General features: G+C 70.7%; 21 protein-coding genes. 15 read left to right on the top strand and 6 right to left on the bottom strand.

Features of this window, described 5'->3' with window-relative positions; genetic code table 11:
- Window positions 1–30 precede the first annotated feature (30 nt).
- From MUG96_RS05355 to MUG96_RS05320, 8 genes are all read left to right on the top strand, one after another.
- A complete protein-coding gene (locus MUG96_RS05355) occupies window positions 31–501 on the top strand; it encodes a DUF7283 family protein (RefSeq protein WP_246987191.1) in 471 nt (156 codons plus the stop codon).
- On the top strand, window positions 479–874 hold the full coding sequence (locus tag MUG96_RS05350) for a DUF7285 family protein (protein ID WP_246987189.1): 396 nt from the start codon (window positions 479–481) through the stop codon (window positions 872–874). The genes MUG96_RS05355 and MUG96_RS05350 overlap by 23 nt, the downstream gene beginning before the upstream one ends.
- Window positions 865–1,770 carry a DUF7284 family protein gene (locus tag MUG96_RS05345; protein WP_246987187.1) on the top strand — a complete coding sequence of 302 codons (906 nt, stop codon included), beginning with the start codon at window positions 865–867 and terminating at the stop codon, window positions 1,768–1,770. The genes MUG96_RS05350 and MUG96_RS05345 overlap by 10 nt, the downstream gene beginning before the upstream one ends.
- Window positions 1,770–4,889 (top strand): DUF7286 family protein, encoded by a 3,120-nt coding sequence (locus MUG96_RS05340; protein WP_246987185.1) that lies wholly within the window; start codon window positions 1,770–1,772, stop codon window positions 4,887–4,889. The genes MUG96_RS05345 and MUG96_RS05340 overlap by 1 nt, the downstream gene beginning before the upstream one ends.
- 40 nt (window positions 4,890–4,929) lie before the next feature.
- The gene (locus tag MUG96_RS05335) at window positions 4,930–5,358 is read left to right on the top strand and encodes a DUF5791 family protein (RefSeq protein WP_246987183.1); all 429 of its coding nucleotides are present in this window, start codon (window positions 4,930–4,932) and stop codon (window positions 5,356–5,358) included.
- Window position 5,359: 1 nt separating this feature from the next.
- On the top strand, window positions 5,360–6,253 hold the full coding sequence (locus MUG96_RS05330) for an SDR family oxidoreductase (protein ID WP_246987181.1): 894 nt from the start codon (window positions 5,360–5,362) through the stop codon (window positions 6,251–6,253).
- Between the two features lie 97 nt (window positions 6,254–6,350).
- Complete coding sequence (locus MUG96_RS05325) at window positions 6,351–7,523, top strand: DHH family phosphoesterase (RefSeq protein ID WP_246987179.1); 1,173 nt, start codon at window positions 6,351–6,353, stop codon at window positions 7,521–7,523.
- 300 nt (window positions 7,524–7,823) lie between these two features.
- Window positions 7,824–8,912, top strand: coding sequence for an aldo/keto reductase (locus MUG96_RS05320; RefSeq protein WP_246987177.1), 1,089 nt, complete (start codon window positions 7,824–7,826; stop codon window positions 8,910–8,912).
- Here the strand turns inward: MUG96_RS05320 and MUG96_RS05315 are convergent, their stop codons facing one another.
- Together MUG96_RS05315 and MUG96_RS05310 are read right to left on the bottom strand one after the other, a co-directional pair.
- Window positions 8,913–9,083, bottom strand: a complete 171-nt coding sequence (locus MUG96_RS05315) for an HVO_0758 family zinc finger protein (protein ID WP_246987175.1) — start codon at window positions 9,081–9,083, stop codon at window positions 8,913–8,915. It lies immediately after the preceding gene.
- Window positions 9,084–9,139: 56 nt separating this feature from the next.
- The gene (locus tag MUG96_RS05310) at window positions 9,140–10,237 is read right to left on the bottom strand and encodes a glycosyltransferase family protein (RefSeq protein ID WP_246987173.1); all 1,098 of its coding nucleotides are present in this window, start codon (window positions 10,235–10,237) and stop codon (window positions 9,140–9,142) included.
- Window positions 10,238–10,341: 104 nt separating this feature from the next.
- Between MUG96_RS05310 and MUG96_RS05305 the strand changes: the two genes are divergently transcribed.
- The 4 genes from MUG96_RS05305 (at window position 10,342) to MUG96_RS05290 (ending at window position 13,074) form a co-directional block, all read left to right on the top strand.
- The gene (locus MUG96_RS05305) at window positions 10,342–10,851 is read left to right on the top strand and encodes a DUF7109 family protein (RefSeq protein WP_246987171.1); all 510 of its coding nucleotides are present in this window, start codon (window positions 10,342–10,344) and stop codon (window positions 10,849–10,851) included.
- A 52-nt stretch (window positions 10,852–10,903) separates the two neighbouring features.
- A complete protein-coding gene (locus MUG96_RS05300; RefSeq protein WP_246987169.1) occupies window positions 10,904–11,503 on the top strand; it encodes an NUDIX hydrolase in 600 nt (199 codons plus the stop codon).
- A gap of 95 nt (window positions 11,504–11,598) precedes the next feature.
- Window positions 11,599–11,847, top strand: coding sequence for a YMGG-like glycine zipper-containing protein (locus tag MUG96_RS05295; protein WP_246987168.1), 249 nt, complete (start codon window positions 11,599–11,601; stop codon window positions 11,845–11,847).
- Between the two features lie 39 nt (window positions 11,848–11,886).
- Window positions 11,887–13,074, top strand: coding sequence for an NAD(P)/FAD-dependent oxidoreductase (locus tag MUG96_RS05290; RefSeq protein WP_246987167.1), 1,188 nt, complete (start codon window positions 11,887–11,889; stop codon window positions 13,072–13,074).
- On the opposite strand, the gene MUG96_RS05285 is transcribed toward MUG96_RS05290, so the two are convergent.
- The gene (locus MUG96_RS05285) at window positions 13,075–13,596 is read right to left on the bottom strand and encodes an Hsp20/alpha crystallin family protein (protein WP_246987166.1); all 522 of its coding nucleotides are present in this window, start codon (window positions 13,594–13,596) and stop codon (window positions 13,075–13,077) included.
- Entirely contained in the window at window positions 13,593–13,751 is a 159-nt protein-coding gene (locus MUG96_RS05280) for a DUF7559 family protein (protein WP_246987165.1), read from the bottom strand. Before MUG96_RS05280 ends, MUG96_RS05285 begins: the two co-directional genes overlap by 4 nt.
- 69 nt (window positions 13,752–13,820) lie before the next feature.
- On the opposite strand from MUG96_RS05280, the gene MUG96_RS05275 reads away from it, so the two are divergent.
- A complete protein-coding gene (locus MUG96_RS05275) occupies window positions 13,821–14,642 on the top strand; it encodes a DUF429 domain-containing protein (protein ID WP_246987164.1) in 822 nt (273 codons plus the stop codon).
- 58 nt (window positions 14,643–14,700) lie between these two features.
- Window positions 14,701–16,425: a radical SAM protein gene (locus MUG96_RS05270; RefSeq protein WP_246987163.1), complete on the top strand. Its 1,725-nt coding sequence runs from the start codon at window positions 14,701–14,703 to the stop codon at window positions 16,423–16,425.
- Here MUG96_RS05270 and MUG96_RS05265 read toward each other — a convergent pair.
- Together MUG96_RS05265 and MUG96_RS05260 are read right to left on the bottom strand one after the other, a co-directional pair.
- The gene (locus MUG96_RS05265) at window positions 16,422–16,607 is read right to left on the bottom strand and encodes a DUF7836 family putative zinc-binding protein (protein ID WP_246987161.1); all 186 of its coding nucleotides are present in this window, start codon (window positions 16,605–16,607) and stop codon (window positions 16,422–16,424) included. The two genes, MUG96_RS05270 and MUG96_RS05265, sit on opposite strands and share 4 nt — an antisense overlap.
- Window positions 16,608–16,679: 72 nt before the next feature.
- Window positions 16,680–17,795, bottom strand: a complete 1,116-nt coding sequence (locus MUG96_RS05260) for a hypothetical protein (RefSeq protein WP_246987159.1) — start codon at window positions 17,793–17,795, stop codon at window positions 16,680–16,682.
- Between the two features lie 123 nt (window positions 17,796–17,918).
- Here MUG96_RS05260 and MUG96_RS05255 point away from each other — a divergent pair, with 123 nt between their 5' ends.
- Window positions 17,919–19,757 carry a flippase-like domain-containing protein gene (locus tag MUG96_RS05255; protein WP_246987157.1) on the top strand — a complete coding sequence of 613 codons (1,839 nt, stop codon included), beginning with the start codon at window positions 17,919–17,921 and terminating at the stop codon, window positions 19,755–19,757.
- Window positions 19,758–19,766: the final 9 nt, after the last annotated feature.

Raw genomic sequence — 19,766 nt, 5'->3', positions numbered from 1 at the left:
TTAAGTCCGGTTACGGGACCAGGCCGACCCATGTTCGACGCACCGGCGGACACCTGGTACCTGTATCTCGGCGTGGCGGCCGCGAGCACGCTCGCGCTCGGGGTCGCGCTCGCGCTCCCGACGACCGCGCCGCCCGATGCGACCCGGGCGGCTGCGACGGTCGACCACGTCGCCACCAGCCCTTACGACGCGACGGGGGAGGCGCCGCTCGACGCGACAGCGGTCGACCTCGGCCCGTCACGGATCACGCTTCGGAACGACGGCGGCACCGCCGGGGCGGCGTTCGCATCCGGCCCGGTGACACCGGTCGGCGAGCGGTCCCGGCTCCGGCGTGTCCTCGATGGGAGCCCACCGGCAGCCGTGTTCGACGACCCGACGGCGTTCCGTGAGGCGGCGGCGACGGCGCGCAACCGAACCGGCGGCTGGCGCGACGCCGGGAAGCGACTCCGAGTTCGCCGCGTCACCTGGGGGGGTGTCGATGTCACGCTGGTCGGGGCGTAGGGGGCAGATCGAACCCCTCGCCGCCATCGCCGCCGTCTTCCTCGTCGGGGCAGGCCTCGCCGTCTACGCCGGCGTCCTCGGCGATGTTGCCTTCGACGGTGACGGCGACCGGGCGGTCGCGAACACGGCGCTCGATTCGGTCGAACGGTCCGTCGAGCGCGGTGGCGTCGTCGAACCCGACCGGCTCGGTACGGTCCGTGAGCGCGGGCCCGCGGGCTACACGCTGAACGCGACGCTCGAAACGGCGGAACGGCGGTGGCACGTCGGGCCGACGGCGACGGCGGCGGCGACGAACGCGAGCGAACGGGTGAGCGTGGAAACGGAGGCGGGGAGCGTCCGTCCCGGCCGACTGGTGGTGCGCGTATGGACGTGACCGACCGCGGCGTGAGCAGCGTCCTCGACGCCACGCTGTTCGCCCTGTTCGTCGGCGGCGCCATCGTGACGCTGACGCTCCCGGCGGCGCCCGCCCCCGACGAGGATCGGGCGGACGCGGTCGCGGACACGCTCGTGGCGACGACCGCCGACGTTGAGTACACGCTTGCGCCCGGAGCGCGACGGGCCAACGAGGCCCGGGTCGTCTTTCCCTGGACCACGGGGCCGGCGTTCGAGCGGACTGCGCACGGAACGCTCGCGGAACACCTCGCGACTGCGACGGTCGGCAGCGTCGCCGTCGACGGCCAGCAGGTGGGTCACACGTACGACGACCTCGCGGCGAGAGCGGTCGCCGAAACACGCAACGCGACGCGGAACCGACACCAGCGGGTCGCAGTCCGGGCAGTCTGGGAGCCGTACCCCGAGGCACCGCTCCGCGGGGCCGCGACCGCCGGCCCGACGCCCCCGCCGACGGCGGACATCCACGCGGCGAGGCTCACCGTCGACAGCGGTATGCCGGCGACGCGGGCGAATGCACTGGCGGCCGCCGAGAGCGGGAGCTACGACGCGGTCGCAGCGGCGGTCGCCGACGGTGTCGTTCGGGGGTTCTTCCCGCCGAACGCGACCAGGCACGCGCTGCTCGCGGACTATCCCGTGAACCGCCTCGTCGACTACCGCTACCGACGGTTCGGGAGTCTGGTCGGGGCCGACCTCTCCTCGAACGTCAGCGTCGCCGACAACGAACGGAACGTCACCGGTGCGAACGCGCAGTTACGCGCGGCGCTGACCGAACGGCTCGCCGCCGACATGCGAGACCGTTTCGAGACGCCGCGGGCTGCCGCCCGGGCGGTCCGGGTCGGAGACGTACGGATCACGGTCAGGACGTGGTCGCCGTGATGACCGACGACCGCGCCCGGGTCCCCTTCGCCATCGTCGGCGTGGCCCTCCTGCTCGGGAGCGCGACGTTCGCCGCCAGTACGCTCCCGGAACGGCCGGCGGCGACGCCGGGGGTCGAGACGGCAATGGACCGTGCGGGCAGCGAGACGCGGACGGCGATCAGGCACGCTGTCCGGCGGGCCGGCGACGCGGCGGCACGGAATCCGGTCGTCGTACCCGCAAATACGGCCGCCGGCAGCGTACTCGACTCGAACGTGACCTTCCGCGATGCGCTTCGGATCCAGGTCTATCTCCGCGCGCGGGAGCGCGTCTCGGAACTGGCGGTCCGACAGGGCGACGTGGCGGTGTCGGCGTCACTCCCGCCGACGCCGAACGCGAGCGCGCTCGAACGGGCAGTCGGTCGAGTAGAACTCGAACGGGTCGGCGAGAACGGAACGGCCGTCGAGGCGACGGTCGAGAACGTCTCGCTCGTCGCACGGCGCGGCGGCCGGACGGTCGCTCGGCGGACCACGAGCCCGACGGTCGTCGTCCGGACGCCGGTGCTTGAACTCCACGACTCGGTCGGGACCTTCGAACGACGGCTGAACCGGAACGTGACGAAACCGGGACTGGCACAGGGTCTCACCGCCCGCCTCCTTCAGATCGCCTGGATTCGCGGGTACGCACAGTACGGGGGAGGAGGGCTGATCGACAACGTCGTCGACAGCGGACACGTGGAGTTGACGACGAACCAGGCGATCCTCGCCGAACAGCGCCACGTCTTCGGGCGGAGCGACGCCGAGGGGCGGCGCGCGCTCCGCCGGGCGACCGCCCGCGTCGCGCTCTCGGACCTGTTCTCACCGTGGGGCAGGTACCCGAAACAGTGGGTCGACCTCGTGCTCCGTGGCGGCCCGGTAGGTCGGAACGATACGACGACAATCCCGCGGTTCGAGACACGAACGAACGCGCCGGAACCGAACGGGCAGCGCGAGGTCACCGTCGGTCCCGTCGCCGACCGGGCGTTCGGTGACTTCGTCGCTAGTGACAACGTCTCCCAGGTGCTCCGGTCCGCCTACAGCGCGGACGTTCGGCTGCGAAACCGGACCCGAATCGTCGACGGCCACTGGCCCCCACCGCCGCCGGAACCGGCCGGCTCCTGGCAGCCGGACGGGGAACACACGCGGTGGAACGAGGTCGAGGTGACCGGGCGGCTGGAGCCACGCCCCGCCAGCGCAGCCGGGGACTGGCACACGCTCGACAGCCACTCGTTTCGGGTCGAGACGAACGTGACGCGGGTCCAGGAGTGGGTGGACGGCAACGCCGTGAACCGGACGACGGAGACGGCGACGCCGACCTACCGGGTCGACCTCTGGGTCGAGGGGAAACACGCGCCGACGCCGACGGCACCCACCCGCGGGATCGCGACGGTCCACGAGCGGGGCGAGGGGCCGTTCGACGGCCCGAACCTCGCCGGCGTCGAGCGCAACGCGACGGAGGCGCTCCTGGCGGACAACGGCGGGCCAGCGACGGTCGCGGAGGCCATCGTCTCGGAGCCGCCGGGCGAGGCGATTCCGGAGCGGAACACGACGGTCGCGGGCGCACGGCCGGACGGTCTGCGTGCCGCGGTGCTGACGAACCTGACGGGGTTCAGGTCGCGCGTCAAGAACGTCTCGACGCGCGTACAGCGGGACCGACTCGCCACGATGCAGGCGAATCCCGCCGCCGACCTCGCGATCACGCTCCGGGACCGCCACGACGACCTGATCGAGGCACCGTCGACGTACGGCAGCGTCGGGGAGAAAGCGCGCCTCTCCGTCCGCGGGGCGTACCTCGACCGGGTCCGCGCACGACTGAACGAGCAACGCAGTCGCCACCGCGCCGCGAGCGACGAACTGGACGACGCTCTCGGAGAGGCGAACGCCGGCTCGAAACGGCTCCTCGAGAACGCGATGGGGAACCGGACTCGAGCCCGTGGGCGCGAAGCGACCGGTCGGACGGGCGACGGGACCCGAATCACCGCGGTCAACGGCGCACCGCCGTACCTGACGGTCGGCCAGGTAGGGCACGAGCAGGTCCCCGCCATCCCCGAGGGAACGACGGTGCATCCGCTGGCGGCGCGGAACGTGAACGCCTTCACCCTCCCGTACGCCGACATCGCGGACGCGCTGTTCGGGGCCCTGCTCGGCTCGACGAAGACGACGAGTCTGGGTCACGCCGCGAGCGTCCTGCAGGCGTCGACGAGGGTCGACGGGAACGAGTCGGTCGTCGAACGACGGGCGGAGCTCCGCCGGACGGTCCGCCGGAAGGTCGACCGAATCGAGTGGCGACTCGTCACCGTACTCGAAGACGAGGGGCTCGGCGAGGACTGGGCGGAACGGAATCGAACCGTAACCGCCGGGCTCTCGCGGTGGGACACGCCCGCGGCCGAGGCACTCGCGCTCTCGAACGAGTCGGCAGTCGAGGCGATCACGCGGGCGGCGGCGAGCCGCTACGGACTGAACGAGACGGAATCGGCGGTCCTCCGCGGGCGACTGGCAGCCGAGTTGCAGGTGGCCCTCGAACGGAATCAGGTGAGCCGAGGGAGGGTGAACCCGCTCGCCGGGTCGACCCGCCAGTGGCTGAAACACAGAACCGGCGAGGCGGTCGACGGTGCGATGCGTCGTGCAGGGGGTACCGTCCTCGACCGACTGGACGGGCAGTTGCGAGAGCGGATCAACGACGACATCGCGGGGCGACTCGGCGGACGGACTACAAACAGGGTCCCGGCCGGGTTGCCGCTCCAGCCCATCGGCACCTGGTACACGACCATCAACGCCTGGCACGTCGAGGTGCGCGGCGCGTATCCGCGGTTCGCTGTCAGCGCGCGGCGCGGCGGCCCGGACGGAACCGATGGGACGCTCACGTATGTCCGCGAGCGGGAACCGGTCCGGTTGGATTTCGACGGCGACGGGCAGCGGGAACTGTTCGGCCGAAACGAGCGCGTGGCGTTCGCAGTACAGACGAGCGTGGGCGTAGCCGTTCCGCCGGGGCCACCGGGCGTCGGCGACACGAACGGGGACATGGACGAGCGGTCCGCGGGGTGGGCCGAGTGGACAGCGGGGGCGAACGGGTCGGCGCCGCCGGGGTGGCCGCCGGACTGAGATTCGAAAGGTCTTGTACGGGGCCGCCGTATCTGGACGCATGCTCAGAGACGAGTTCGAGACGCCCGGCCAGCGCACCCCCGAAGACCTGCTGGCGGCCTACGAGCGCGTCCTCGCCGAGACGGTCGAATCGATCGGCGTCGACAGCGTGGCCGAGGAAAGCGGCGTCGACCGCGAGACGCTGGTGGCCTTGGTCGACGGCGACTCGCCCGAGGTGACCCTCGAAGACGCCGCCGCGATCCTGGCGACCGACCCGGACCGACCCGACGCCGACTTCATCGCCGCCGACGCACGCGATATGCTCCTGATGGGAATGAGTATCGCCGTTCTCGACGTCGACGCCGTCGAATCCGGGATCGACGGCCGGATGGAGGCAAAGGAGATCCAGCAGAAGATGGAAGGTCGGCACACGATGACGCTGGCGGAGTACGCCGTCCTCCACCAGTACATCGAGGAAAAGAAGGGGTAACATGCGGGTCGTCATCCTCGGCTGTGGATACGTCGGACTCGAACTCGGCCGCCAGCTCCGCGGCGACCACGACGTGGTCGGCGTCCGTCGCTCGGCGGACGGAATCGCGGCCATCGAGGACGCGGGCTTCGAGGGTGTCCAGGCGGACGTGACCGACCCGGACGACCTCACGACGGTTCCCGACGCCGACGCGCTCGTGTTCGCGGCCAGCTCCGGCGGTCGCGGTGCCGACGCCGCCCGCGAGGTCTACGTCGACGGCCTCCGAACGGCCATCGAAGCCTTCGGCGAGCGCGACTCGCCGCCGGAGCGACTGGTCTACACCTCCAGTACCGGCGTCTACGGCGACCACGGCGGCGACTGGGTCGACGAGTCGACGCCGCTGGAGCCGACCACCGAAAAGACCGAAGTACTGGCCGAGGCCGAACGCATCGCCCGCGAGGTTGCCGCCGACCACGGCATCGACGGGACCGTCGCCCGGTTCGCCGGTCTCTACGGCCCGGACCGCTACCGACTGGAACGGTATCTCGAGGGGCCGGTCACCGAGGGCTACCTGAACATGGTCCACCGCGAGGACGCGGCCGGGGCGGTACGCTACCTCCTCGAGGAGGACCTGGCACGCGACGAGGTCGTCCTCGTCGTCGACGACGAACCGGCTCCGAAGTGGGAGTTCGCCGACTGGCTCGCGGCCGAGTGTGGCGTGTCGGAGCCGCCGAAACGGACCAAGGCGGAGCGACTGGACGACCCGGACCTCTCGGAGGCGGCCCGGCGGCGCATCCTGACGAGCAAACGCTGCTCGAACGAGTATCTCCGGGAACTGGGCTACGAGTTCGCGTATCCGACCTACCGCGAGGGGTACCGCGAAGCGGTCGAGGCGTACCGACAGACCGGCCACTGACACGGACAGGACGGGCGTAGTCGGGCGGTACACGCGGTTTCCGTCCGGGAGTCGGATGGGGAAGCTACTTATTCATCGAGAGCGACAACAAGCAGATATGCCATTCGCGGCCGCAAGCAGCGACGGGGCGGGTCCCGTCGACGCCCTCCGGGCGTTCGTCGAGGCCGACCCGTTGCAAGCGGCCCTCGTCGTGGTCGCCCTGATCGTCGCCCTCGCCGCCCTCGCCTGGCTGATCCGCCGGTTTCGCCCCGCCAAAGGCGAGCGGTTCGAACAGCTCCTCGCCGACCGCGAGGAAGTCGCAGTTCTGATGCACCCTAACCCGGACCCCGACGCCATGTCGTGTGCGATGGCCGTCGAGACCATCGCCGAATCCGTCGGGACCGACGCCACGATGCAGCACGCCGGGCAAATCCGCCACCAGGAGAACCGCGCGTTCGAGACCGTCCTCGACCTCGATTTCGACCGCATCTCGGACGCCTCCGAACTCGCTGCCGACGACGTGATCTTGGTGGACCACAACACCGCTCGCGGCTTCTCCGGCGCCGACACCGTCGACCCCATCGCCGTCGTCGACCACCACCCCGGCGACGGCACCGGCCAACAGTTCACCGACGTCCGAACCGACAACGGTGCCTGCGCGACGATCCTCGCCGAGTACTGCGAGGAACTCGGCTGGGAGACGACCGACCCCGACGCGGAGGCCGGCCCCGAGGAACTCGACGCCGACACCGCCACCGGCCTCGTCTACGGCATCCAGTCCGACACGAAACACCTGACGAAAGGCTGTTCGGCTGCCGAGTTCCAGGCCGCCGCCTACCTCTACGACGGCATCGAGGAGGACCTGCTCGACCGCATCGCAAACCCCGAGGTCGACGCCGAAGTGCTGGAGGTAAAAGCCCGTGCCATCACCGACCGTGACGTCCGCAACGCCTTCGCCTTCTCCAACGTCGGCGAGGTTTCGAACGTCGACGCCATCCCGCAGGCCGCCGACGAACTCCTCCGCCTGGAGGGCGTCACCGCCGTCGTCGTCGCCGGCATCAACGACGGCACCGTCCACCTCTCCGGTCGGTCGCGTGACGACCGCGTCCACATGGGCAAAACGCTGCGGGCCGCCGTCGAGGACATCCCCATGGCCGAGGCCGGCGGCCACGCCCGGATGGGTGGCGGTCAGATCTCCATCGAACACATGGAGGGCATCGGCCCCTCCGCCGGCGTTACCCTCCCTGAACTCACCGACCGGCTCTTCGCCGCGATGTCCGGTGATATCTGAGCCACCCACTTTTTACAAACGGGGGTGTCCTCGTGGCGCTTCGCGCCGCTGCGGGCACCCCCGTTTCCAAAAACTTGGGGAAAAACTACGGAACTCGCGCCCCGCGCGAGTTCCGCGAACCGCGCGCCTCCGGCGCGCGGATGCTCGTAGCCGCTCCCCTATCTCCACTCAACGACAGCAGCCCTGCCCTACCCCTCCCGGCCGTCCACTCCGCGACTGCCACCGCCGCGTGACCACTCCCGCTCCGGGCTCGCCACCGCAACCGCCCCGCCTTTATCGCCGCCGACCCAACGCCCTCGCATGGCTACACGCGAGGCGACCTGGAACTACCGGGACCGCCACCACGAGCGGTTCGCCCGCACCTACTTCCGGAGTTTCGGCGACTGCGTCGTATCGAGCATCGGCCTCGGCACGTACCTCGGCGACCCGACCGACGCGGCCGACGAGGCCTACCACGAGGCCATCGTCGAGGCCATCGAGTCGGGGGTCAACGTCGTCGACACCGCCATCAACTACCGCTGTCAGCGCAGCGAGCGCGTCGTCGGCGCGGCCATCGAGGATGCCGACGCAGACCGCGAGGCGGTCATGGTCGCGACGAAAGGCGGGTTCGTCCCGTTCGACGGCGACCGGCCCGACGATCCGGGACAGTACGTCCGCGAAGAGTATCTCGACACCGGCATCGTCGACGCCGACGACCTCGTGCACGGGCAACACTGCATCGCGCCGGACTACATCGACGACCAGGTGGACCGCTCGCTGGAGAACCTCGGCCTGGACACGATCGACTGCTACTACGTCCACAATCCCGAAACGCAACTCGAAGAGCGGTCGCGGGACGAGGTGTACGACCAGCTCGAAGCGACGTTCGAGCGGCTGGAGAAGCGCGTCGCGGCGGGGGACGTTCGTCACTACGGGGTCGCGTCGTGGGAGTCGTTTCGGGTGCCCGAGGCCGACGATAGCTACCTCTCGCTGCCGGAAATCGTCAGGCGGGCGCGGGCGGCCGCGGACGCTGCCGGGCGTGAGGCGACGGGCTTTCGCGCGGTCCAGTTGCCGTTCAACGTCTTCATGGCGGACGCGTTCACCGTCGAGAGCCACGAGGGGGCGGAGGGGCCACAGAGCGCGCTCTGGTTCGCGAACGACGCCGGACTGGACGTGTTCACGAGCGCCTCCATCATGCAGGGCCGGCTCGCGGCCGAGATACCGGGCGAGGTGGAGGCGAAACTGGACGGGGAGACCCGTGCGCAGCGGGCGATCAACTTCGCGCGGAGTGCGCCAGGGGTGACGGCGTCGCTGGTCGGGATGGGGACACCGACACACGTGGCGGAGAACGTGGACGCGGGGACCTTCGAGCCGCTGGGGGCCAGCGCCTTCGACGCCGTCTTCGAGTAGCTACCCCACCTTCTTCCACTCGCGGCCACAGCCTGGACAGACCCGGACAGTCCCGATCTCGTCGGGGTCGTTCTTCGTGTCGAGTTCCTCCCCACACTCGGCGCAGTTGAGGCGTTCGTAGGTGTCCTTCTCTATCGCCCCGGATCGAAGCCCCTTGCGGACGGATTCCATACGCGGCCGTAACAGGGGAACCGTTAAAAACTCCGTGCCACCGGCGGGGGAACGGGTCAGCGGTCGACGGCCGCGTCGAGTGCGCGGTCCGAAGCGGCCACCACGGTTTCGGGGTCGAGGGTCGTGTCGCGCCAGGCCGGCAGGCGCGTGTCCTCGCCCGGCGGTTCGATGGCGTCGGCGTAGGTCGCTACCTGGTCGCGCTCGCCAGCCCCGTCGAAATCGAGGCCGTTGAACGCCGCATCGGTCCCGTACTGGCGAACGAGGCGGTCGGCCGTCTCTCGGTAGCGCTCGCGGACCGCGTCGTAGTCCAGCGAGAGGCCGGCGTCGTCGACGACCTGGAAGAGCGCTGTCGCGACCTCGCTACACATATCGCCGAGCCCCTGCGGGCCGGAAACGGCGCGGTGGTCGTGTTCGTGCTGGCCGAGGTCGACCTGGGCGGACCCGTCGAACCCGGCATGGGTGAACGCGTCGCCGAGCGTCCCGACCTCCAGGCCCCAGCCCCGCTGGGCGCGCAGGCGCCGGACGAGGTCGCTCGTGGCGGCGAACTCCCCGGCCAGCGCGTAGCGGAACGCGGCGAGGTAATCGACGACCGGCTCGTCGTGGCGCTCGTCGAGCGCCCGGACCAGGGGCGTGTAGAACAGCCGGAACAGGCGGCCGTAGAGACGGTCGTTCTCGACGCGGGCGTAGTAGCCCTTCGAGAAGTCGTAGCCCTGCGCGAGTGGGAAAAGCAGGCGCGGGACGTGGGCCCGCGAGTAGGTCTTCGTGTCGGCGTCGTGGACGACGACGTACTCCTCGCTGGCGGCGACGCCGAGCGCGAGCCACACGTCCCGGCCCTTCCCGGCGGGACCGTTCAGCCCGGCCGCGCCGAGTTCCTCGCGCACCTCGGGGGCGTTACACCACAGCACGTCGGGCGAGAGCTCGAAGGAGTCGAGCCAGCGAGCGACCGTCGAGACGCGGTCGGGGCTGGCCCGAAGCGCGACGACGACCCGCGCGGGGTCGATCCGTTCGAGCGTCGTGAACACCCGTTCGGCGGCGAGGCTGGCGTGTTCCCGCTCGGTGAGCGGGACGACGACCGCCGCGCTGTCGGTCGGCGCGTCCGGGACCCGATCCGAGAAGGCATGGAGCGTCGCCACGCGCTCCTGGACGTATTCCATCGACCCGACGTAAGGACTGGGGCGGAAAAAGCTCCCCGTTCGAGCGCCGGCGGCGGCAGAGGAGTCCCCGAAACCTCAAGGGCGAGCGGACCGCCGATTCCGCCATGGACCCCAGCGGGGACGAACTGGCCGGCATCGTCGACCTCTTCGGGGGGCTGACGCGGGCCGAACTCGGGGAGGCGCTCGTCGAACTCGCCTTCCGCGACGGCGCGGACCGCGAGCCGGCGGACTTCGCCGACGCCATCGACGCCGCCGTCGCGGAGTACTACCTCGTCGCGGTCGAGCGGCCGACCGAAGGCGGCGAAAGCGAGGGCAACGGCGAGCAAACCGACGAGGAGTCGCTGCTCGTACCGGGTCCGGTCGCGTTCCCGGAACTGCCCGAGCACGCCACTGACCTCCCGCACATCATGGACGTCAGTGGACGCCACGTCGACCGCGAGCGGGTCGGGGAAGCCGCCGAGGAGCGGTTTCGGGCGGATACGGCACGGGCGGTCGCAGCCGGCGACGTCGAGCGGATGACGGCGTTGCTGGACGTGAGCTACGAACTGGAGGCCTGGGCGGCGCCGGTAGAGCTGTCGACGGCGCGGGACCGGCTGGACGACGCGCTCTCGTGAGCCGTCGGTCGACCCCGGACGAATTAAGAACACGGAGCCCCTCTGTCGGGGTATGGACTTCGAGCGGGTGGCCGCGTTCGGCGCCGCGTCGGTGACCGACGAGGAGCGGGAGGCCGCGGTCCTCGCGCCGGTCGTCACCCGCGACGACGGCTACCACCTGCTTTTCACCAAGCGTGCGGACCACCTCGGCGAACACCCGGGGCAGATGAGCTTCCCCGGCGGCGGCCGCGAGCCGAGCGACGCCGACCGGACGGCGACGGCGCTCCGGGAGGCCAACGAGGAGATCGGCCTCGACCCCGACGAGGCCGAGATCGTCGGCCGCCTCGACGACATCCGGACGATCACGAGCTACTCCGTCCGGCCGTTCCTGGCACGGATTCCCGACCGGGAGTACACGCCCGACGAGCGCGAGGTGGCCGAGATCGCCGTCCTCGCCGTCGACGACCTGACCGACCTCGACAACTACGAGTCCGAGCGCCGGGACCACCCCCACTACGGCGACATCCGCCTGCACTTCTTCCGCGTCGACGGCTACACCGTCTGGGGGGCGACCGCCCGCATCCTCGTCCAGTTGCTCGAACTGGCGACCGACTGGGAGATGCCGCCCGAAGTGGACCGCGTGGTCGACCCCGACGCCGACCTCCCGACGTAGCCGTCCGGGTGCGGGCGGTCCCGGACGGTCAGCCCGGCGTCGCAATCCCGACGGCGGCGAGTAGTTTTATACGTTCGATGACCGAGAACAATGGTATGCGAAAACGACTGAAACGCGCTGTGAATCGGGCGAAGTACGCGGCAATCGGCGCGGCGGTCGGCGCGGCGCTGGGGGGACTGTTCAGCCGGAGCGCGGCGAGTACCGGCGCCGGCGTCGGCGCGCTCGCCGGCGCGACGTTCGGCGAGAAGCGGTCGGACTTCGACTCGCTGATCGAAGAACTGCGGGAACGGCGGGCCGAGGGGGAACTGGTCCCCGAGCCGGAACTCGAACCCGACCGGGAGTGAGCCGATAGCGTTTCCCCGCCCGGGCCGTAATCGACAGCGATGGGAGACGTGAAACGCGTCGGGGTCGTCGGCGCCGGCGCGGTCGGCGTGACGGCCGCGGCCGCCCTCGCGGCGGACGGCCACGACGTGACGCTGTTCGAGCGCGACGCGGTCGGTGCCGGGAGCACCGGCCGCGCCGCCGGCATCTGTTACGACGCGTTCGCCGACCGGCTGGACGCCGCCGTCGCCGCGCGTGCGCTCGAACGGTTCCGCGACCTCGCGGCCGAGACGCGCTTCTCGGTTACCGACCGGCCATACGTCTGGCTCGCTCGTGAGGGTGACGAGAAGCGGGAGCGGGCCATCCGTAAGCAGGTCCCGCGGATGCGGGACAACGACCGTGACGTGACTCTTCTCGACCCGGACGCGCTCGCCGCCGAGTTTCCCGGCCTCGAAACGGACGACGTGGCCGTGGCCGCCGTCGCCCGGGACGCGCTCTGTGCCGACCCCGCGGAGTACGCGGCGGTCGTCGCCGAGCGGGCCAGCGCCGCGGGCGCGACTCTCCGGACGGGAACCGAGGTCGCGGTGGACGCAACGCCCGCAGGGACGGAGTCAGCGAGGGGCGATTCGGGACCGGGCGCGACGGTCGTGACGCCAGCGGGTCGCGAGCGGTTCGACGCCGTCCTCGTCGCGGCGGGCGCCCACACGAAGCCGGTGCTGGCCGACGCGGGCGTCGCGATTCAGGTCAAGCCGTACCGCGTGCAGGCGCTCGTGACAGCGCCGTCGAGCGCGGCCGAGACGACGCCGACACTGTACGACGCGACGCGGGGGTTCTACTGCCGGGCGAAGGCGGGGGGTTTCCTCGTCGGCGACGGCACGGAGGAGCGGGCCGCCGACCCAGACGACTGGGACCGGACGGCAGACGAGGACTTCCGAAGCGACGCGCTGGCGCGCCTCGACGCGGCGCTTTCGGCCGACGGGCCGACGGACGTGACCGACTCGTGGGCCGGCCTCTGTACGGCGACGCCGGACCGCGACCCGCTCGTCGGGGCGGTAGCGCCCGGGCTGTTCGTCGCCGTCGGCTGGCACGGCCACGGCTTCATGCGCGCGCCGGCGCTGGGCGAGCGCGTCGCCGACGAGATAGCGGGTGAGCGGGAGAAGGAGAGCGACGACGTCCTGCGAGCGTTCGACCCGGCGCGGTTCGACGGTGACGAGGAGTTCGCGGTGGTCGAAGGGATGACCGTCGAGTGATTACTCGTCGTCGGTCTCGTCGGTGCCGTCGTCGGCTTCGGAATCGTCGTGGGCGTCCTCGGCTTCAGTCTCGTCCGCTTCGTGGTCGTCGGCGTCGTCGGATTCCACGTCGGTCTCGACCGTCTCCTCGCCGACGGACGCGGTCGCGTCCTCGGTTTTGGGGACGCGGACGTGGAGCGTACCGTTCCGTTTGAGCGTCGCGGCCGCCTCGCGGGCGTCGACCTTGGCGTCCGGCGGGAGGGTGACGTGGCCGTCGAGCGAGAGGCCGCGGCCGGGCAAGCGCATCTCGAAGCCGTCGTAGAAGTCGCGGAAGCGGTCGAGTCGGACCTCGACGCGGTTCTCGTCGAAGCGGACCTGGACGTCGCTGCTGGTCGCGCCGGGCGCGTCGAACACCGCGAGGTAGGCCTCGTCGCTTTCGAGCAGGTCGACCGGGAGCGGGCGCCGCTCCTGGACGCGGCTGGCCGCGCGGCCGACGGTCTCCATCACGGTGTCGGTCAGCGTCCGGCCGAGTTCCCGGATCATAGCTCGATCTCTTCCAGTCCGTCCCCCTCGCCGCAGTACGGGCAGTCGAAGTCGGCCACCCCCACGCTGTCCGGCATGTCGTACGTGTAGTGAAGCTCGAACATATCGAGTTCACAGTCGGCGCTCGTACACTTCACTTCGAGCGTCTTTGGCATACCAGAGCGTAGGCGTCCCAGAGTCATCAATGCCCCGGCTTTTTGCCGTGGGCCCCCACAGTCGATGTCATGACAGCGACCCGGCACGGGATCGACTTCTCGGGGGCCAGCGACGCCGGCCACGGGATCTGGATCGCGACGGCGGCGGCCGACGGCGACCGCCTCCGGATCGAGTCGTGCCAGTCGGCCGCCGAGCGGTTCGGCGTCGCCGACCGCGCCCCCTGTCTCGGCCGCCTCGTCGAGTTCCTGCGCGACGCGACCGTCGCCGGGCTCGATTTCCCCTTCGGCGTCCCCGCCGACCTCCACGACCGCGAGGACTGGGCCGGCGCCGTCGAGTGGGTGACGACGGTCGCACACGACGCCGACGGCTTCCAGCGCGAGTGCAAGGACCGCGCCGAGTCGGTCACGGGCGGCGACCGGACGAATCTGCCCCGCGAAACCGACGGCCCCGTCGGAGCCATGTGTCCCTACGCCCAGTACGTCTACAAGCAGACCTTCCACGGGATCCGGGACGTGCTCGCGCCGCTCGCCCGCGCCCCGGACGTGGCCGTCGAGCCGATGGGGCCGCCGGCGAGCGACCACGATCCCGACGAACAGACCCGGCTCTGCGAGGTCTACCCGGCGGCGACCCTCGCGGGCCTCGACCTCCCCGCCGAGGCGTACAAGGATTCCGGCGGCCGGGCACGGGACCGCCGCCGGGCGATCGTCGACGGGCTCGAAGCCGAGACGGCCATCGAGTACGCCGAGGGGCTGCGGGGCCGCCTGGTCGACGACGCGGGCGGTGACGCCATCGACAGCGTGGTGGCCGCGCTGGCGACTCACCGGGCCGCGAACGCGGACTTCGAGCCGGACCGCCCCTACGACGAGCGCGAGGGGCACATCTACGTCTGAGCGCGCCGCCGGGGACCGCATCGCACGCGTTTTACTCCTGGGGCGTCAACAGCCGGGCATGACCGACCCGGCGGACCTGGACGTGACCATCGTGGACGGCTACGTCGACGAGCCGGCCCACTTCGGCGTCCCACCCTACGTCTCGACGTACCCGCGCTACACCGCCGGGGCGCTCGTCGACGCGGGCGTCCCCGAGGATGCGATCACCTACCACACCATCGACGCCCTCCGCGACGACCGCGAGCGGTGGCGCGACGTGGAGTCCGCGGACCTCATGATCTACGTCGGCGGGATGACCGTCCCCGGCAGCTACGTCGGGGGGACGCCCGCCGAACCCGACGAGGTGCGCGAACTGGCCTGGACCGCCGAGGGGACGACCCTGATGGGCGGCCCCGTCCGCTTCGGCGTGGGCGACGAGAACGCCGGCGCACAGGACACCGAGCGCGACGACCTCGACTACGACTTCGTCGCCAAGGGCGACATCGAGGCCGCGGCCTACGACCTCGTCCACGGCGGCATGGAGGGCTTTTCCGACCGGATGCGCGACAACGAGGAGATCGCCCGCTGGGCGCGAGCGGGCGCGTTCGTCATCGAACAGCACCCCAACCACCCGGACTACCTCATCTGCGAGCTGGAGACCTCCCGGGGCTGTCCGTACCGCTGTTCCTTTTGCACGGAACCGCTGTACGGCGACCCCTCGTTCCGCCCGACCGAGACGGTCGTCGACGAGGTCGCGGCCCTCTCCGAGCGGGGCGCACGCCACTTCCGGCTGGGCCGACAGGCCGACATCCTGGCCTACGGCGGCGACGGCGAGAAGCCCAACCCCGAGGCCCTCCGGGAGCTGTACGGCGGGATTCGGGCGGTCGCGCCGGACCTGGAGACGCTCCACCTCGACAACATGAACCCCATCACCATCGTCGAGTGGCCGGAGCTGTCCCGGGAGGGTATCCGGGTCATCGCGGAACACAACACGCCCGGCGACACCGCCGCGTTCGGACTGGAGTCCGCCGACCCCGTCGTCCAGGAGGAGAACAACCTCAACGTCTCCGCCGAGGAGTGTTTCCGCGCGGTGAAGATCGTCAACGAGGAGGCGGGGTGGCGGCCGGGCGGCGATAGAGATACGGCCCCCAACCACGGCGACGGCGCGGCCCGCCGCCTCCCCAAGCTCCTCCCGGGGATCAACCTCGTCCACGGGCTGATGGGCGAGCGGCCCGAGACCTACGAGCACAACAAGCGGTTCCTGCAGCGGGTCTACGACGAGGGGTTGATGCTCCGGCGGGTGAACATCCGGCAGGTGATGGCCTTCGCCGGCACGGACATGTCCGAGACGGGCGCGGACATCGCCAAGGAGCACAAAGACCAGTTCAAGCCCTACAAGCGCGACATCCGGGAGACCATCGACAACCCGATGCTCAAGCGGCTCGCACCGCCCGGAACCGTCCTGCCCGACGTCCACCTGGAGTATCACCAGGACGGCAAGACCTTCGGCCGACAGCTGGGGACCTACCCCCTGCTCGTCGGGCTCCCGGGCGAGCGCGCCCTCGGGCGGACGGTCGACGTGGCCGTCACCGGCCACGGCTACCGCTCGGTGTCGGGTGTGCCCTACCCGCTGGACGTGAACGCGGCGTCGATGGACGAACTCACGGCGATTCCGGGCGTCGGGCAGCGGACCGCCGGCGACATCGTCGTCGACCGTCCCTACGAGTCGGTCACGGAGGTCGCGACCGAGGAGGTCGACCTCGGGACGTTCGCCACCGCGCAGTCGCCCGAGGGCGCGGACTAGACCGCCTCGAACTCCTTGAGCACTTCGAGGTCGCGGTCGGTGCGCATGAACTCGGCGACCGGCCGCTCGGCCTCGCAGTCGGGACACGCGAACGCGGCGTCGGGCGCGGGGAGGTCCATCGGCTTCGCTTCCCAGTCCTTCCGGCAGTCGGGACAGACCAACTGAACGAACGCCTCGTTCATATTCGAACCGGCGACGCGGACGTTGAAAAAGCCTGGCGCCGATTCCGACGCTGGGGGAACGGGACCGAAGTATTAGCCACCCGGGACCGGGACCGTGGCGACCCCGTCCTCGCCGGTCGCGGGCACGACCGTGATGGCCGCCCACGCGAGGACGACGTACTTCAGCGAGTAGACCGCGTGGTAGTTGTACCAGACCGCGCCGAGTGTGCTGAAACACAGGACCAGGCCGGCCGAGGCGGCCGTCCACGCGAGGACCAGGTGGTGGCCGTCGGCGGCCCCGTCCGTCGCGGGCAGGACCGTCGCCGCGAAGACCAGTCCGCCGGCCAGCAGGAAGACGACGAGCGCGATAGCCTCAGGTGGGAGCGACCGGGCACCGGCGGCGGACTTGTCGACGCCCTGTGAGAGCCAGCGGCCGGGGTACCGTGACCAGACGACGGCGTTGGGAAGGGCGACGAGCATCGATACCGCCGCGACGGCGCCGAGGGGTTGCCACTCGCGGGACCAGAGGAGCGCGAGCGCGAGGACGTACGCGGCGAGACCGGCCTGGACGAGCTGGATGCTCCCGGCGACGCCGAGGGTACCACCGGCGAGGGCGAGATAGAAGCGGCGGCGACCGACCTGGCGACCGAACAGCGTCACGGCGTGGCCGGAGTCGGCCCGGACCGCGCGGACGACCGCGGCGAACGAGACCAGTATCCACGGCATCGCGAAGGCGTACTGCCAGTGGTGCGTGTAGTACCAGACGAGCGTGTACATATCGAGTCCCACCAGCGGCCCGCCGGGGACGACGAGGAAACGAAAGAGTGCGGCCGCGAAGAGGGCCGCGAGCCCCTCCCGCCGGGCGTAGACGGTCGAGACGAACCAGTAGAGCGCGAGCGGCGTCAGGACGGCCTCGCAGAGAACCGTGTACGCGGCGTTGGCGGCGAGTGCATCGGCGGCGTCGACGGGCTCGACGACGGAGACGGCCCGGAGCACGAGCACCTGTGGGACGTACCGGAACCACGGGTCGGGGGCGACGGTCAGCGGCGCGCCGTCGACGATGGCGGCCGTGAACTCCGCGATCCAGATGTTGTCGAACGGTTCCGCGGCGAGGTCCGGCAGTGCCCGCCGGAAGAGCGCGAACGGGGCGAGGTTGGCGAGGAGCCCGGCGACGAGTACGGGGTCGGGGAGGGACTCGCGGGACTGCATCCGCCCGGAGCTATCCGCAGTCGAACACATAAGCGGCGTGAATCGGCGGGAGACCGGCCGACGCCGGCGGCGGGTCCCCACGGAACAGAAGGTACTTTTGTCCGCTGAAGGTACTACGGTGCAATGAGCCAGGGTGTCGAGGTGAGCGTGGTGTTGCCCGCCTACAACGAGGCGGACACCATCGAGGAGACCGTCGCGGTCACCCTGGAGACGCTCGCTTCCTTCCTGCCGGCCGGGAGCTTCGAGGTCATCGTCGCCGAGGACGGCTGCGAGGACCGCACGCCGGAAATCGCGACCCGGATGGCCGAGGAGGACGACCGAGTCCGGCACTTCCACAGCGACGAGCGACTGGGACGGGGCGGCGCGCTCGAACGGGCCTTCCGCGCCGCCGACGGCGGGACACTCGTCTACTTCGACACCGACCTGGCGACGGACATGAAACACCTGGAGGAGTTGGTCGAACGCGTCCGAATGGGCGAGGCCGACGTGGCGACCGGCTCCCGCTGGGTGCCCGGACGGGAGGCCGACCGCCCGGCGAAACGCGGCATCCCGAGCCGGGGGTTCAACGGGCTGGTCCGCCTGCTCCTCCGGTCGGACCTGCTCGATCACCAGTGCGGGTTCAAGTCGTTCGACCGCGAGGCCCTCTTTACGATCCTCGACGACGTGGAGGACGAGCACTGGTTCTGGGACACGGAGGTCCTCGTGCGGGCCCAGCAGGCCGGCTACCGCGTCGAGGAGTTCCCGGTCGAGTGGACGCCGAAGGGCGACTCGAAGGTCGACCTCGTCCGGGACGTGTTCGGCATGGGGAGCCAGATCGTCCGAACCTGGTGGCAGCTCTCGGTCAGCCCCCGTATCACCCGGCGGGTGAGCCTGACCGCAAGCACCCTGCTCGTCGTCCTGGCGCTGGCACTGATGACCGTCTACCTCGACCCGTCGACGGTGATCGAGCAGATGGCCGGCGCCTGGTCTCGCAGTCCGGAGCTGCTGGTCGCGGCGGCGCTCGTCTACCTCCTCTCGTGGCCGCTCCGGGGCCTGCGCTACCGGGACATCCTCGAACGCCTGGGATACACCGAGCGTGTCGGCTTCCTGACGGGGGCGATATTCATCAGTCAGACCGGCAACCTCGTCTTCCCGGCGCGGGCCGGCGACGCGGTGCGGGCCTACGTCATCAAGGCACGACGGTCGATCCCCTACCCGTCGGGGTTCGCGTCGCTGGCGGTCGAGCGCGTGTTCGACCTGCTGACCATCACGGTACTGGCGGGGACGGTGCTGGTCGGGTTCGCGGCGACCGGCTCGCTGTCCGGGGCGGAACTGCCGACCCCGACCGGTGCGGAGTCGGACTTCGTCAGCAGCGGTCGGACCGCGCTGGTCGTCGCCGCGGGCGTGGGCCTCGCCGCCATCGTCGCGGTCGTCGGCATCGTCCTGAGCGCGCGGAGCGACCGCAACTACGTGCGAGCGGCCGTCGCGCGACTGTCGTCGGACTCCTACGCCGACTACGTTGCGGGCATCGTCGAACAGTTCGTGGGCGACGTCCAGACCGTCGCGAGCGACCGGCGGGCGTTCGCCTCGGTCGGGCTGAGTTCGCTGCTGATCTGGTCGCTCGACGTCGCGACGGCCGTAATCGTCCTCGCGGCCTTCGACGTGGGGCTGGGGACGGCGACGCTCGTGACCGTCGGCTTCTTCGCGGTGAGCGTCGGGAACCTTGCCAAGATCCTGCCGCTCTCGCCGGGCGGGATCGGGCTGTACGAGGGGGCGTTCACGCTACTCGTGGTGGCGTTCACGCCGATCTCGGTGGCGACCGCGCTCGCGGCGGCGGTCGTCGACCACGCCGTCAAGAACGTCGTCACCATCCTCGGCGGCCTCGGCTCGATGGCCCTGCTGAACGTCTCGCTCACGACGGCCGTCGAGGAGAGCGAGAGCGCGGAGGCCGAGGAGATCGAGGCCGCCGTGGAGACGGACTGAGCGAGGGCT

It is taken from the genome of Halorientalis marina (assembly GCF_023028345.1).
Classification (GTDB): Archaea; Halobacteriota; Halobacteria; order Halobacteriales; family Haloarculaceae; genus Halorientalis; species Halorientalis marina.
The sequence above is the reverse complement of the archived record's forward strand: the minus strand, read 5'-3'. Positions and strand labels throughout refer to the sequence as shown.

Coding starts and splice junctions, on each gene's coding strand:
- MUG96_RS05270 (WP_246987163.1), top strand. CDS start 14,701: ATGACCGACCCGGCGGACCTGGACGTGACCATCGTGGACGGCTACGTC.
- MUG96_RS05330 (WP_246987181.1), top strand. CDS start 5,360: ATGCGGGTCGTCATCCTCGGCTGTGGATACGTCGGACTCGAACTCGGC.
- MUG96_RS05315 (WP_246987175.1), bottom strand. CDS start 9,083: ATGGAATCCGTCCGCAAGGGGCTTCGATCCGGGGCGATAGAGAAGGAC.
- MUG96_RS05345 (WP_246987187.1), top strand. CDS start 865: ATGGACGTGACCGACCGCGGCGTGAGCAGCGTCCTCGACGCCACGCTG.
- MUG96_RS05300 (WP_246987169.1), top strand. CDS start 10,904: ATGGACTTCGAGCGGGTGGCCGCGTTCGGCGCCGCGTCGGTGACCGAC.
- MUG96_RS05290 (WP_246987167.1), top strand. CDS start 11,887: ATGGGAGACGTGAAACGCGTCGGGGTCGTCGGCGCCGGCGCGGTCGGC.
- MUG96_RS05350 (WP_246987189.1), top strand. CDS start 479: ATGTCACGCTGGTCGGGGCGTAGGGGGCAGATCGAACCCCTCGCCGCC.
- MUG96_RS05265 (WP_246987161.1), bottom strand. CDS start 16,607: ATGAACGAGGCGTTCGTTCAGTTGGTCTGTCCCGACTGCCGGAAGGAC.
- MUG96_RS05295 (WP_246987168.1), top strand. CDS start 11,599: ATGCGAAAACGACTGAAACGCGCTGTGAATCGGGCGAAGTACGCGGCA.
- MUG96_RS05335 (WP_246987183.1), top strand. CDS start 4,930: ATGCTCAGAGACGAGTTCGAGACGCCCGGCCAGCGCACCCCCGAAGAC.
- MUG96_RS05305 (WP_246987171.1), top strand. CDS start 10,342: ATGGACCCCAGCGGGGACGAACTGGCCGGCATCGTCGACCTCTTCGGG.
- MUG96_RS05320 (WP_246987177.1), top strand. CDS start 7,824: ATGGCTACACGCGAGGCGACCTGGAACTACCGGGACCGCCACCACGAG.
- MUG96_RS05260 (WP_246987159.1), bottom strand. CDS start 17,795: ATGCAGTCCCGCGAGTCCCTCCCCGACCCCGTACTCGTCGCCGGGCTC.
- MUG96_RS05325 (WP_246987179.1), top strand. CDS start 6,351: ATGCCATTCGCGGCCGCAAGCAGCGACGGGGCGGGTCCCGTCGACGCC.
- MUG96_RS05310 (WP_246987173.1), bottom strand. CDS start 10,237: ATGGAATACGTCCAGGAGCGCGTGGCGACGCTCCATGCCTTCTCGGAT.
- MUG96_RS05275 (WP_246987164.1), top strand. CDS start 13,821: ATGACAGCGACCCGGCACGGGATCGACTTCTCGGGGGCCAGCGACGCC.
- MUG96_RS05285 (WP_246987166.1), bottom strand. CDS start 13,596: ATGATCCGGGAACTCGGCCGGACGCTGACCGACACCGTGATGGAGACC.
- MUG96_RS05255 (WP_246987157.1), top strand. CDS start 17,919: ATGAGCCAGGGTGTCGAGGTGAGCGTGGTGTTGCCCGCCTACAACGAG.
- MUG96_RS05340 (WP_246987185.1), top strand. CDS start 1,770: ATGACCGACGACCGCGCCCGGGTCCCCTTCGCCATCGTCGGCGTGGCC.
- MUG96_RS05355 (WP_246987191.1), top strand. CDS start 31: ATGTTCGACGCACCGGCGGACACCTGGTACCTGTATCTCGGCGTGGCG.
- MUG96_RS05280 (WP_246987165.1), bottom strand. CDS start 13,751: ATGCCAAAGACGCTCGAAGTGAAGTGTACGAGCGCCGACTGTGAACTC.